The organism is Chryseobacterium sp. S90, assembly GCF_047444895.1.
Lineage (GTDB): Bacteria > Bacteroidota > Bacteroidia > Flavobacteriales > Weeksellaceae > Chryseobacterium.
The window spans coordinates 140,856-154,281 of the sequence record NZ_JBLGCX010000001.1; the positions used below are offsets into that span (position 1 = coordinate 140,856).

Sequence of the window (13,426 nt, forward strand, 5' to 3'; positions counted from 1 at the left end):
ATATACATTTGTAACATGGTGACAAAGTATTTTAAATCAATATATTACAAATAAATTACAATTGTATTTAATATATTATTAATCTTCCGGGGGAAATTCTATATGAGCATTCAAGTACTATATTTTACTTATATTAAATGTTTATAAATGTAAATTATTAGATTTTAAAAGGTGATTTAGTCCCTTAAAATGAATCCTTTTTACTGTTTACATAACTAATCGACCGAATTACTCCTTCGGGAGTCAAGATGCTGATAAATGTCCATTTTAAACGATATAATAGCTATATTAAGGGTATTACAGTAGTAAATTACTAATGTAAATACCTTAATTTAAGCCGATATAACACCATATTAAAGAAAAATTGAACCTATTCTAAACAACTATTTTTATTGTCTGTTAATTAACGCTCAGAAATATAAATTAATTAGAATTCCAGAGAAGATTTCTAATTTTTTGAACTATTTACATTTGTATAATAAGATAAACGGCAGAGTTTTCCACAATAATTATGTTTGATAAAATACTCCTCAAAGAAGCTAAAAAAGCCTTTTTTACACTTCAAGTAATATTCTAAATGTAATTTAGATAAACTTTATAACTTGTTGATTTAATGTATTTTAAATATATTGAATTAAATTATTCGCAATCCACAATTTTATCAACAGACAATATGTCATTAGAGACTGTTTGATAGTATTACAGATGTTAATTATTGTTTATTGAATAAAAACAGCAGTATTTAATACTTGTAAATTATTTTAAAAACATGTGTCAAATGTAAATTTTTGCATTTTTACTATTTTTACAAATGTTAATTTAAGTTTTTGCCTAAAAATGGTTAAATTTGATTCTTGTAAATTATTTCTCAAGATGAATTTTGAACAGATCTATTCTCAGACACCCGATTTCTCAAATCGCTATATTTCCCCTGAAAAATTATTTTCTTATCTACAGACGAATCTCAGCGATTATATTAAGGAGATCGGAACATCGTATTTGGATAAGCCTATTTATCGGTTAACTATAGGAACAGGAAAGATTCAGGTACTAGCCTGGTCACAAATGCACGGAAATGAATCCAACGCTACCCATGCGATGTTGGATCTTTTAGTGAGCCTTGATAAGGCACCTGAAATGAAAGCAGAACTGTTCAGCAAAATACAGCTTGATTTTATATTCATGCTGAATCCGGATGGATCTGAAAGATGGACAAGACTAAATGCTGCTGATATTGATCTGAACAGAGATTTTCATAACGAGGCCAGTAAAGAGATTAAGTTTCTGAAACATGCTGTGGCTTCAAAGAAATATGATTATGCATTAAACCTTCATGAGCAGAGAACCATATTTACCACTGACGGTATTCATCCCGCTACGCTTTCCTTCCTGGCACCTTCAGAAAATGTAGAACGGACTGTTACAGAAAACAGAAAAAAATGCATGGCAGTGATTGCAAGTGTATACAACCACTTGAAGGAGATGATCCCGAACCAGATCGGAAGATATTCTGACGAATTTTATCCTACTTCCACAGGTGATAATTTCATCAAAGCCGGAATGCCTACGATCTTATTTGAAGGCGGACACTTTGTAGATGATTATACCAGAAAAGGAACGAGAAAATATTATACTATCGCTCTTTATTATGCACTAAAGGCAATTAGTGAGCTGAACTCTGATATTACAGGCTGGGAAACTTATCTGGATATCCCTGAAAATCAGGAAACGCATTATGATATCGTTTACAGAAATGTAAGGTTGAATACAGACCATGAATGTATTTTGGATATAGCAGTTCAGTACAGAGAGGTCAAAGAAGAGGGGAAAGATGAAATCTCTTTTATTCCTTTTGTAATGGAGGCCGGAGACGTGAAGAAGAGAAAAGGCTGGCTGGAAATAGACTGTACCGGAAAGAAATTTATTTCCGCCACTAAATATCCGAAACTGGATTCTGTAGTGGATTTTAAAATTGAAGACTAAATCAAAAAATTGAGTAAATAAAATCATCAGATTAATATCATCTAATAAAAAACGTTCTCAAAATATTTTGAGAACGTTTTTTATTATTTTCTATCTTTTGTGAAATTAAGATAATATTCAGATTGCACATATCTATTCAATAGGAATGGGCTTTAGCCCATTTACATTAAATAAAGATTCATCCGGCTTTAGCCAAAACTTAATTTCAGAATATAAAGTTTAGTTAATTACTTTAATTCCATTAGCTACAAACCTGATTTCTTCTTTAGGCTGAGTAATCGCATCAATTTCAGCTTGCGGCTTTTTAGCATCTTCAGCATAATGTTTCTGCTCATTCACAGAAGTTACTTTTCTTTCTGCGTTACCTTCCAATACCACGTTTTTACCCTTTAAAGCTGTAGGAACAAAGAAGGCATAGTCTTTCATTTTTACAAAAAACTTAGAATTGTCCTCAGTCTGAATGGTAAGCCAGCATCCTTTTTTATCACAAACATCAGTTACTTTTCCTTTAACAGCTACATTTTCAACTTTTTTATTGTCTTTTTTAAGCTGTTTATTCAATTTATCTACTGTGATCGCTTTAGATTCAGCGGATGGGGCTACCTGATCTCCATAAGTATCACCAATCAAAGCTTTTCCTTCCGGTGGACCAGATTGAGCAAATGCTAATGAAGAAGCTGTTAGAGCTGCTGCAAATAATATTGCTTTAAATTTCATGTTTAATATTTTTCCCAAAAATACTAATTAATATTGAATCATAACCGATTTAAAAATGATAAAAAACAGCTGTTTCAAGGATTTTTCAATAAAATTCAAAATCAAAGACAGATTTGATTATATTTGACGCCTATACTTGACTATGCAAAAAAAACTGAAACTATGGGACGCCATTATGCTGGTGATGGGTTCTATGATCGGAAGCGGGATCTTTATTGTAAGTGCTGATATGACACGAAACCTGGGATCAGGGTTTTGGCTGATTGTGGTGTGGGTTATCACTGGAGTGATGACCGTAGCAGCAGCTATAAGTTATGGAGAGCTCTCTGCACTCTTTCCGAAAGCCGGCGGACAATATACCTATCTGAAAGAAATTTTCGGAAAAAGGATGGGGTTCCTTTATGGCTGGGGATTGTTCACCGTAATACAAACCGGAACGATTGCTGCAGTAGCAATGGCTTTTGGTAAATTTACTGCTTACCTTATTCCTTCACTTAACGATGCTGCTCCAATTTTTCAAAGTGGTGAGTTTAAAATCACCTGGATACAGATTCTTGCGATTGCTGTTATTGTTTTGCTTACTTATATTAATACCAGAGGGGTAGAGAGTGGTAAAATCCTTCAGAATATCTTCACGGGTTCTAAAATTATTGCATTATTAGGCTTAATAGCAGCCGGATTTATATTAGTAGATATTTCCCATTTATCAGAAAACTTTAGCTGGGGAACAGATTCTTTTAATAACCTTAAAAAAGATTTGAGTGGTAATTTCCTTAAAGAAGGATGGGAACCGATTGGAGGAATGACTTTGCTGGGTGGAATTGCAGCTGCCATGGTAGGTTCTGTTTTCAGTTCTGTTGCCTGGGAAAGTGTGACCTTTGTTTCCGGGGAGATTGAAAACCCTAAAAAAAATGTAGTAAAATCGATGATTTATGGCACATCTGCTGTAATGATCCTTTATATAGCAGTCAACTATGTGTACTTGAATGCCCTGGACAGAGACGGAATTGCATTTGCAGCCAATGACAGGGTAGCGGTTGCTGCATCTCAGAATATTTTTGGAAGTGCAGGAACCATTATCATTGCTTTATTGGTAATGATTTCTACATTTGGATGTAATAACGGATTGATTCTGGCAGGAGCGAGAGTTTTTCAGACGATGGCAAAAGACGGAATGTTCTTCAAGTCGGCAGTCAAAAACAATAAAAATGAAGTTCCTGAAAATGCTTTATGGATGCAGGGAGTTTGGGCTTCAATTCTGTGTCTGAGCGGACAGTACGGGAATTTATTGGATATGATCTCTTTCGTAATCGTTCTGTTCTATATGATTACTGTTTTTGGAGTTATTTATTTAAGAATGAAACAGCCGGAACTGGAAAGACCTTATAAGACATGGCTTTATCCGGTAACACCTGTTATTTACCTTATCATAGGAACATGTTTCTGTATTTTACTGTTAATTTACAAACAGCAGTACACATGGCCGGGCTTTGTACTGGTATTGCTGGGACTTCCGGTATATTATTTTATCAACCGGAAAAAGGTAGACGCTTAAATAAAATAAAAGATATAATAGATTCAGGGCTTTCAATTCAGTTTGAAGGCCCTTCTTTTTGAATAATATTTTAAGGTATTATAACAATTATTTGGTGAAAATGCGTATTTTGGTATTCCGTTTTTAAATAAGCGGGACCATGAAGTAAAAACTATAAGTTATGGATACACCAAATTACAGAATGCCTTTCGTACCGTCTACTTTAATGACCGAAGGCGGAAGTATCGATACCTGCGATATGGGGGAAAGTATTGCTCACAATATTATGCTGCTGATCACCACAAAAAAAGGGGAGAACAGATATGATGAAAACTATGGAAACGATGTTTGGAACCTTGAATTCGACAACGGAGTGACAAGTGCCATCTGGGAAAACGTTTTTGTCAAAAGCCTCAGAAGACAAATTCAGGAATATGAACCAAGAATTGTAAGCCCTCAGATCGATGCCCATATACAATTTGTAGAGCACAGCTACGATACTAAAGAACACACCGAAATTAAAAAGAAAGTAAGAATTGCCATCAATGCAAAAATGGAGGAAACAGGAGAACGTTTCAGTTTTTCAACAGAATTGTTTCTAAGCCCGATGTCTATTGATTAATATTTTTAACAGCGAAAGAAAATTATGAATTTAGATCAGAATATTTATTCCAAAGAATCTGTAAAAGCAAGAATGCTTCAGAATGCAACTAAAGTATGGGGATTAAGAAGTCCGCAGTCTTTAGATCCTTTTGTAAAACTGTTGATAGATGCATTCAGTACAGAAGTTTTTAAAGCGAATAATGAAATACAGACGGTAAATGCCCGTATATTGGAAAAACTGGCAAAACTTCTTACACCATCCATTTACACACATCCTATTCCTGCTCATTCAGTGGCTTTTACACAGCCTTATGATTCATCGGAGGTTTTATTGGAACATACGGAGTTTTTCTTCCGTAAACAGATGACTTCCACAGTAAAATCAGAATCCGATAAGCAGCTGAATATCCCTTTTACACCGGTAGGAAATGTAAGGATCAATAAAGTTCATACCTCTGTTATGTTTGTAGGAAATACCTGCTACAGCATAGATGACCGATTTAATAAAATTCCTATTGCAAGATTTCAGGGAAAACCTGAAGATTACAGAAAAATCACAATAGGAGTAGATGTAAGCAAATATATAAGTGAAAACTTTCCTAAATACCTGAGCATATTCTGCTCCAATCCGGCTTTTGAACACCTTGATTTTGTCTATAAACTATTGCCGTACATTTCAGTGTCCAGCAATGGAAGTCCTTTATTTGTAAGAGAAGGATTAAGCTATCTTACAGAAAATCATACGGACGGTTACGAACAGATGTTCAAAGAGCAGTCCATCAGAAATAAAGTGATTAATGATATTAAAAGTATTTACCGCCATAAATTTATTGAAGTAACTGGAATTTCCCAAAGCCTGTTCTCAGAACCCGGACAGCTTCCTCAGAATCTTGATTTCTTAGCAGGAAAAGAAGAAATTACAAAATTCCTGGATAATAAAAGTTTCCTGTGGCTTACTTTTGAATTCCCGCCGCAGTTTTCAGCGGAAATCCTTGATAACTTCTCGTTTGTGCTGAATGCTTTCCCGATCTACAACAGAGGTTGGAAAAAAACAGAATACAGTCTTGATATCATGGGAAATAATATTCCTTTGGTAACTGATGAAGGCGAACATTTCCTTTATGTAGATGAGGTACAGGACGGTGATGGAAGAAAGTACACAGAAATCCCTTTTACACCTGCAGATGATCTTAAAAAAGGTTTATACACTGTAAGAAAAGGAGGAATGGAACGCTTCACAAGCAGAAATGCAGTTGATATGATTGCCAATGTTCTTGAATTGACAAGAGACGAAATTGCAGCATTTTCCCTTTTGAACAGAGATAACGTAAAAGGAGTTCTCAGCGAAATGTCCGATAAAATGAAAACCATGGTGCAGAAAGTAAACAATGCCAAAAGGAATATCAGACAGGAACTGAATTATGTTATCATGGAACCGGTAGAAAAAACCGATCATACCTATGCTTCTTTCTGGGTTACGCATTGTACTTTGGCCAATCACATGCGTCCGGGAACTGAACTATCCAACCAGTTGAAGTCGCAAACCGTTGTATTGCTTACCGAAACATTGGGTGGTGCTGAAGAACAGAAGGGAACAGACAGTATCCAGGCTTATAAATATGCACTTACAACAAGAGATAAGATCATTTCTTTAGAAGATGTCAAAAATTATTGCCGTATGATTCTGAAAGATGAGGTAAGAGAAGTGAGAGTAAGAAGAGGAACCATGATCAGCAACAAACCTAAAGAAGGTTTTGTAAGAACCGTTGAGGTAGAAATTATTCCGCAGAACTATTCTTTCTATGGAAGAGCCTATTGGGAAAACATGGCCAATATTATCAGAAATCAGATCATCGCCAAAGCCATTGACGGGATTGAATATGTGGTAAGAATAAACAATGAAGATGTCGATTTTCAGGATATGTAAATCTTTAAAGAAAATTAAAATCAGTTTAAAATATAAATGCCGTTGTTAATACGGCATTTTTTATTTTGCTGCATTGAAAATCTGCGCTAACCAAAGCATTCAATAGGAACGGGCTTTAGCCCGTTTAACAAAAAGAATATATTCATTAGGCTTTAGCCAAAATCTATATTACCACCTCACAACATTACTATACAAACCTCTATGAATTTATGAAATTTTTATACATTTTATATTCAAAAAAAGTCTATAAAATTTCGTATTTTTGCACGTTGTGATTTTCAGGCAAAGTCACTCCGAATTATGAGCAAATCAACAGAATATATAGAAGTTTACGGAGCACGTGAACACAACCTTAAAAATATTAATGTTAAAATTCCACGCAACGAATTGGTCGTTATTACAGGCCTTTCCGGAAGTGGAAAATCCTCATTGGCTTTCGACACTATTTTTGCTGAAGGTCAGCGTCGTTATATCGAAACATTCTCAGCCTATGCACGTCAGTTTTTAGGTGGATTGGAGCGTCCTGATGTAGATAAAATTGAAGGACTTTCACCCGTTATTGCGATCGAGCAGAAAACAACCAATAAAAACCCGCGTTCTACCGTAGGAACTGTAACAGAGCTCTACGATTTTCTTCGTCTTTTGTATGCAAGAGTTTCGGATGCGTACTCTTTGTCTACCGGACAAAAATTGGTAAGCTATACAGAAGATCAGATTCTGGATACCATCAAAGAAAATTATAAAAAAGAGAAAATCATGCTTTTGGCACCAGTCGTGCGTTCCAGAAAAGGGCATTATCATGAACTTTTTGTACAGATGGCTAAAAAAGGCTACGGACAGGCAAGAATTGATGGCGAATTGCAGGATATTGAATATGATTTAAAGCTTGACCGTTATAAAACCCACGATATTGACATCGTTATCGATCGTTGGATTATCGGGGAGAATGCTTCAGAAGGTAGAATGGAAAAATCATTGCGTACTGCGATGGAAATGGGGGAAGGAATTATTGGAATTCAGAAATTGGGAAGTAAAGACATCGAATACTTTTCCAAAAACCTGATGGATGCAGAAACAGGGCATTCTCTGGCGCTGCCGGAACCGAATACTTTTTCATTCAACTCTCCGAAAGGAAGCTGCCCGAACTGTAAAGGGTTGGGAACCATTAAAAAGATCAATACCGATTACTTTATTGATAATCCAAAACTATCCATCAATCAGGGAGGATTATTGCCATTGGAAGATATCAAATCAAACAAATGGATTCTTTCCCAGATTAAAAATATTCTTGAGATTTTCGGACTGGGATTAACAACGCCTTTGCAGGATATTCCTGAAGAAGCATTGGATTATATCTACAACGGATGTCATAAAGAATTCAATAAAGACCTGAAATACGCCGGAATTACCAAGAAAATTAAGATTGGCTTAGACGGTCTGATTGCTTTCATGGAAGAAATTATTGAGGAAAGAGAATCTTATGAAGCCATTTTGCTGGAAAGACACTTCACAACAGAAGAAACCTGCCCGGAATGTCATGGAACACGTCTTCAGCCTTCAAGCTTAAGTTTTAAAATTGACGGTAAAAATATTGCTGAGATCAATGGTTTAAGCTTATCAGACTTAAAAGACTGGTTAGCTGATGTTAGAGATAAATTCTCAGAAAAAAATAAAATCATTGCTCATGAGATCTTAAAAGAAATTGAAACCAGACTTCAGTTTTTGCTGGATGTAGGATTGGATTATTTAAGTTTGAGCAGAAGTTCAAAAACCCTTTCAGGAGGAGAATCACAGAGAATCCGTCTGGCGACACAAATTGGATCTCAGTTGGTCAATGTACTATACATTCTTGATGAACCGAGTATCGGGCTTCACCAGAGAGATAACGAAAGACTGATTCATTCCCTGAAAAACCTTAGAGATATCGGAAACTCTGTATTGGTGGTAGAACATGACAAAGACATGATTCTTGAAGCCGATGAGGTATTGGATATTGGTCCAAGAGCCGGAAAATTTGGTGGAGAGATTCTATGGCAAGGAAAACCGAAAGATTTGTTGAAAGCAGATACTATCACTGCTCAATACATCAATGGAAAAAGAAAAATTGCAATTCCTGAAGAAAGAAGAGCGGGAAGCGGTAAAAATATTGTTTTAAAAGGAGCTACAGGAAACAACCTTAAAAATGTAACCCTTGATGTTCCCCTTGGAAAACTGGTAGTAGTAACCGGAATTTCAGGAAGCGGAAAATCCTCTTTGATTAACGGAACATTATATCCGATCCTTAACAAACATTTCTACAGAGCAGTTCAGGAACCTTTGCCTTATAAAAAAATTGAAGGGTTAGAGAATATTGATAAAATTGTAGACGTTGACCAGACTCCAATCGGAAGAACGCCACGTTCTAATCCTGCTACTTATACCGGAATGTTTACGGATATCAGAAACCTTTTTGCTGAACTTCCGGAAAGTAAAATCCGTGGTTACAAGCCGGGAAGATTCTCTTTCAACGTAAAAGGCGGAAGATGCGAAACCTGCCAGGGTGGTGGATTGAAAGTGATCGAAATGAATTTCCTTCCGGATGTATATGTACATTGCGAAACATGTAACGGAAAACGTTTCAACAGAGAAACCCTTGAAGTCCGTTACAAAGGAAAATCAATCTCTGATGTTCTGGATATGACCATTGATGAAGCAGTAGACTTCTTCCAGCCGATTCCTAAGATTTTTGCTAAAGTGAAAACATTACAGGATGTAGGTCTTGGGTATATTACCCTTGGACAGCAGTCAACAACCCTTTCAGGAGGTGAAGCACAGCGTATCAAGTTAGCAACCGAATTAGCGAAAAGACAAACCGGAAACACCCTTTATATCCTTGATGAACCAACAACAGGACTTCATTTTGAAGATGTAAAAATTCTGATGGAAGCCATCAATCAGTTGGTAGAACTTGGAAATTCATTCATTATCATCGAACATAATATGGATGTAATCAAATTAGCAGACCATATCATCGACGTTGGACCAGAAGGAGGAAAGCATGGCGGACAGATCGTAGCACAGGGTACTCCTGAAGAAATTGTGAAATCCAAGAAAAGTTTGACGGGGAAGTTTTTGAAGAGGGAATTGGAATAGAATTATAAATATATATTACGGAAAACCACAATGAAAATTGTGGTTTTTTTATTTACTTTTGGGAAAAACGATAATACATGAGCTTTAAACTTTTAGCCATTAGGCCTATGAAAGGTTGTAATCCGAAATTTCTTAAGAATTTAGAGGAGGGAAGAATTTATAAATTTTATAATGATTATAAATTTTGTTCGAATGAAATTGAGTTAATTGGAAATGATTTAAAAGAAATAACTGAAATTAAATTAGAAGAAACATTAATAGAAGACTTCTTCTATCAAAAAAACGAAGATGTTATTACAAAAATAAACGTATCTGCTATTGTTGGGAGAAATGGTAGTGGTAAAAGTGCTTTAATTGAATTATTAGTTGCTTCTATTGTGAAAGTATCCTTAAAAATAGATAAAAATTTTATTAATCCCCATATGCTGTATGAAAAAGGAGAAGATGAAAAGAGCAAGATTAAATTTAATAATAGCATACCGCAAAATTTTCTGAATTGCTTGATTTAGCAATTAAAATAGATAAAATTGGATTTGATTTAACATTATTGAACTCTTATTTCAAGAAAGGTGATGACTATTTATATAATAGCTTTCAAAGAACAATTGCTGATTTCATAATTGAAAATAATTTTTTTTTAAAAACTTGTCATTATTGTAATATTAATTATATCAATGTATTTAATCAATTTATAATATATGAAACTCTCGAAGATTTTTTTCACAGTGCAACAGAACAAGAATGGAAAAAATTACTTGGCAAAAAAACAGGATTAAAAATTTATGATTTTATTTATAAAAATCCTAATTGTAAAACTGATGAATTAATAAAAATAAAAGGTGTAACAATCAATACAATTAGTAAAATTAATTTGAAAGAGATAAATAAGCTAGAAACATCTAAAAATCACTTTACTCTAGATCATGTACTTTCCAAAAAGAACCATGTTTATCTCTCATTATCTATTTATAATTTAGTTCCATCTTGTAGCCCGTGCAATTCTAAATTTAAAGGCGAAAAGGATTTTGTTGATTTGAAGTTTATAAATAGTATATCTCCATCATCAGAAGACTTTAAATTAGATGAATATCTCAATTTTAAATTGAATTTAAAAAAAGATATCAGTAATATAAATCACTTAGAAGATATTGAGGTGAAAATTAAAAATATAAATAGACATACTGATATTGATAATTTCATTGAGATGTTTCAATTGAAGGGAAGGTATGAATGGCATAAAGATATAGCATCTGATTTGATACAAAAAAGGAAAAAGTATTCTAATAGTCAAATTGAAGAAATACTAAAACTCTTCAAAAGAAATCATATTCCAATAAATAGAGGAATGTTTATGAGACATATATTTGGAGATAATATTTTTGAAAAAGAATTAACTTATGAACCGTTTGAAAAATATAAAAAAGACATTGCTAAACAACTAAGGATTATTTAATTATCAATTTCCAATATTAAATTTTCAATTATTTTAAAAATTTATTCATCTGAAAATCAATTAATTATATTTTAATGTTAACTCAATGTTAACTCAATGTAAAATTAATATGAATTATTTTTAATAACTTTGGGTAAGAGATACAAAAAAGGTTAGTATAATATTTAAAACCAATTAGTTATGAAAAATCGAATTCAAATATTGTTTGCTTCACTTTTTGTTTGTGGATTTGCTGCCGTTTTGAACACTGCCAAAGCCCAAACTACCAACCATAATACCATTGAGCCTATTCAGTTGAATAGGAGCGAAACTTTTACAGATATAAGAAATAAACTGGAAGCCAATTTTGACCTTACCAATCCTGATTACAAGCAGGGAACCGTAAACTCAGTAGTGAAATTTGATATTGCAAAAAATGGTAAAATTGTAAATGTTCACTCTACGGGGGACTGTAAAACCGTAAGCAAAGAAATTGAAACAGTATTAAGCGATCTTGATTATAAAGTAGACCGCAATAAACTGACTGATAATATGGTTGCTTACACTTACGTAATGCCTGTGACTGTAGAGATCCACAGCAGATAATATTCTTTGCATATTATTCATGAAAGTGTGAATAATGAAAGCTTATCAGATTAAGTTGTAATAAAAAATAATCAGATAGATTTTAATTTTGCTCTACCATAAAATTAAAACTATATGAAAAATTTAAAGAAGCTGACGAAGTCAGATTTGAAGTCAGTGTACGGAGGAGAGCCTAAAAAATACTGTACGTTTTGCGAATGGGCAAATAAAGTAATTTGCAGTGATGTTCCAATCGTTCAATGTCCGTAAAAAAAATAAAGCCGCTTTATAAGCGGCTTTTCTATTGCTGTGTACTTTGAACAAACTCTGTTAATCTCGTTTTAAGATCTTTGGAATTTCCAATTTTGTCAAAAGTAATATTGTTTATTCTCCATCCTTTTTCAGTATTGATGAGGTGTATGGTATCCGTCCATATAACTTTAGGTGTGGTCATATTGTACTCAAACTCTATCAACGCTTCTGCTGTCTTATCATGTCTTGTAACAGACTTTATTTTATAACCGGTATACCCTTCGTATAAACTTGAAAACATTGCACCTTCAAAGATCAGGGGTTTCTCATCAGGATGATCACTGTTTTTTACTTTCTCAATATCTGCCTTTGAAGCATATATGGCATCTTCCAAAGCTTTCTTTAGATCCTTAGAAAATAAGTCTCCGGAAATTGCCTGATTATAGACAGCTTCATTAGATTTACCATATTGAGTGTAAAGCTCATTCACTTTTTCATTGATCGCTTTATCTGCAGGCTGAATATCATTTTTTTTACAGGCAGTAAAAAACAGAAAAATGGCCAGATATAAAAATAATTGTTTTTTCATCTTTGAATTATAATGTTATGAAGGCTGTCAAATCTTATACCAATAATCTCTTTTTATAAACGATCAATCACTATCCAGTAGTTAGCAACATATTTATTCCGTAGCATTCATACAATAACAAAAAATCAATACATTTGAGTAGATAAAAAAAATTGTGGATCCTATTCTTAACGTTGCTGTCCGTTCCCTCTGCGTTTACCTTTTCATGGTAATTGCTATCCGTTTATTTGGTAAAAATCAGCTTTCTCAGCTCAATGCAGGAGATGTTGTATTGTTGCTGCTGATTTCAAATGCAGTCCAGAATGCGATGGTAGGCCCTGATACTTCTCTCCAGGGCGGAATTATTGCGGCATTAGTTTTGTTTGTCGCTAACTTTATTTTAAAAAGAATCATGTTTTCCAGCCGTTCCTTTCAGACTTTTATGGAGGATGAGCCGGTAATTCTTATCAGAGATGGTGTTGCAGATCAGGCAGCGCTGAACCGTGTAAAAATTACAGAAAGTGAATTGGAAGAAGCAATAAGAGAACATGGAATTGAAAACATAGACAATGTAAAACTTTCCGTTCTGGAAGTGGATGGGAATATCAGTGTCGTTTCTCAGGATGAGAAAAGCAAACAGACCCACTATTCAAGAATTAAAAGGAAAATAAAAAGAAAATACCATTAAATAAG

At 34.1% G+C, this 13,426-nt stretch carries 12 protein-coding genes; 10 read left to right on the plus strand and 2 right to left on the minus strand.

Going from position 1 to position 13,426, the window contains the following annotated elements:
• Nucleotides 1-873 precede the first annotated feature (873 nt).
• Nucleotides 874-1,983 (plus strand): M14 family zinc carboxypeptidase, encoded by a 1,110-nt coding sequence (locus ACLMCG_RS00720; protein ID WP_413958405.1) that lies wholly within the window; start codon nt 874-876, stop codon nt 1,981-1,983.
• A gap of 219 nt (nt 1,984-2,202) precedes the next feature.
• On the opposite strand, the gene ACLMCG_RS00725 is transcribed toward ACLMCG_RS00720, so the two are convergent.
• Entirely contained in the window at nt 2,203-2,700 is a 498-nt protein-coding gene (locus tag ACLMCG_RS00725; protein ID WP_413958406.1) for a DUF4920 domain-containing protein, read from the minus strand.
• 142 nt (nt 2,701-2,842) lie between these two features.
• Between ACLMCG_RS00725 and ACLMCG_RS00730 the strand changes: the two genes are divergently transcribed.
• From ACLMCG_RS00730 to ACLMCG_RS00765, 8 genes are all read left to right on the plus strand, one after another.
• Nucleotides 2,843-4,255 carry an APC family permease gene (locus ACLMCG_RS00730; RefSeq protein ID WP_413958407.1) on the plus strand — a complete coding sequence of 471 codons (1,413 nt, stop codon included), beginning with the start codon at nt 2,843-2,845 and terminating at the stop codon, nt 4,253-4,255.
• Between the two features lie 160 nt (nt 4,256-4,415).
• Nucleotides 4,416-4,856, plus strand: coding sequence for a GPW/gp25 family protein (locus ACLMCG_RS00735; protein WP_047374475.1), 441 nt, complete (start codon nt 4,416-4,418; stop codon nt 4,854-4,856).
• A 24-nt stretch (nt 4,857-4,880) separates the two neighbouring features.
• Nucleotides 4,881-6,764, plus strand: a complete 1,884-nt coding sequence (locus ACLMCG_RS00740) for a type VI secretion system baseplate subunit TssF (protein WP_413958408.1) — start codon at nt 4,881-4,883, stop codon at nt 6,762-6,764.
• Between the two features lie 300 nt (nt 6,765-7,064).
• A complete protein-coding gene (gene uvrA, locus ACLMCG_RS00745) occupies nt 7,065-9,896 on the plus strand; it encodes an excinuclease ABC subunit UvrA (RefSeq protein ID WP_413958409.1) in 2,832 nt (943 codons plus the stop codon).
• A 77-nt stretch (nt 9,897-9,973) separates the two neighbouring features.
• On the plus strand, nt 9,974-10,405 hold the full coding sequence (locus tag ACLMCG_RS00750; RefSeq protein WP_413958410.1) for a hypothetical protein: 432 nt from the start codon (nt 9,974-9,976) through the stop codon (nt 10,403-10,405).
• Nucleotides 10,393-11,349, plus strand: coding sequence for a hypothetical protein (locus ACLMCG_RS00755; protein ID WP_413958411.1), 957 nt, complete (start codon nt 10,393-10,395; stop codon nt 11,347-11,349). The genes ACLMCG_RS00750 and ACLMCG_RS00755 overlap by 13 nt, the downstream gene beginning before the upstream one ends.
• Before the next feature lie 180 nt (nt 11,350-11,529).
• A complete protein-coding gene (locus ACLMCG_RS00760) occupies nt 11,530-11,934 on the plus strand; it encodes a hypothetical protein (protein WP_413958412.1) in 405 nt (134 codons plus the stop codon).
• A 114-nt stretch (nt 11,935-12,048) separates the two neighbouring features.
• Complete coding sequence (locus tag ACLMCG_RS00765; protein ID WP_077417018.1) at nt 12,049-12,183, plus strand: bacteriocin-like protein; 135 nt, start codon at nt 12,049-12,051, stop codon at nt 12,181-12,183.
• A gap of 31 nt (nt 12,184-12,214) precedes the next feature.
• Here ACLMCG_RS00765 and ACLMCG_RS00770 read toward each other — a convergent pair whose 3' ends face one another.
• On the minus strand, nt 12,215-12,754 hold the full coding sequence (locus tag ACLMCG_RS00770) for a hypothetical protein (protein ID WP_413958413.1): 540 nt from the start codon (nt 12,752-12,754) through the stop codon (nt 12,215-12,217).
• Nucleotides 12,755-12,908: 154 nt separating this feature from the next.
• On the opposite strand from ACLMCG_RS00770, the gene ACLMCG_RS00775 reads away from it, so the two are divergent.
• The gene (locus ACLMCG_RS00775; RefSeq protein ID WP_114821366.1) at nt 12,909-13,421 is read left to right on the plus strand and encodes a DUF421 domain-containing protein; all 513 of its coding nucleotides are present in this window, start codon (nt 12,909-12,911) and stop codon (nt 13,419-13,421) included.
• Nucleotides 13,422-13,426 lie beyond the last annotated feature (5 nt).

Bases quoted from the DNA above. Each gene is read 5' to 3' on its own strand.
- ACLMCG_RS00720 (WP_413958405.1), top strand. From the start codon at position 874: ATGAATTTTGAACAGATCTATTCTCAGACACCCGATTTCTCAAATCGC.
- ACLMCG_RS00725 (WP_413958406.1), bottom strand. From the start codon at position 2,700: ATGAAATTTAAAGCAATATTATTTGCAGCAGCTCTAACAGCTTCTTCA.
- ACLMCG_RS00730 (WP_413958407.1), top strand. From the start codon at position 2,843: ATGCAAAAAAAACTGAAACTATGGGACGCCATTATGCTGGTGATGGGT.
- ACLMCG_RS00735 (WP_047374475.1), top strand. From the start codon at position 4,416: ATGGATACACCAAATTACAGAATGCCTTTCGTACCGTCTACTTTAATG.
- ACLMCG_RS00740 (WP_413958408.1), top strand. From the start codon at position 4,881: ATGAATTTAGATCAGAATATTTATTCCAAAGAATCTGTAAAAGCAAGA.
- uvrA (WP_413958409.1), top strand. From the start codon at position 7,065: ATGAGCAAATCAACAGAATATATAGAAGTTTACGGAGCACGTGAACAC.
- ACLMCG_RS00750 (WP_413958410.1), top strand. From the start codon at position 9,974: ATGAGCTTTAAACTTTTAGCCATTAGGCCTATGAAAGGTTGTAATCCG.
- ACLMCG_RS00760 (WP_413958412.1), top strand. From the start codon at position 11,530: ATGAAAAATCGAATTCAAATATTGTTTGCTTCACTTTTTGTTTGTGGA.
- ACLMCG_RS00765 (WP_077417018.1), top strand. From the start codon at position 12,049: ATGAAAAATTTAAAGAAGCTGACGAAGTCAGATTTGAAGTCAGTGTAC.
- ACLMCG_RS00770 (WP_413958413.1), bottom strand. From the start codon at position 12,754: ATGAAAAAACAATTATTTTTATATCTGGCCATTTTTCTGTTTTTTACT.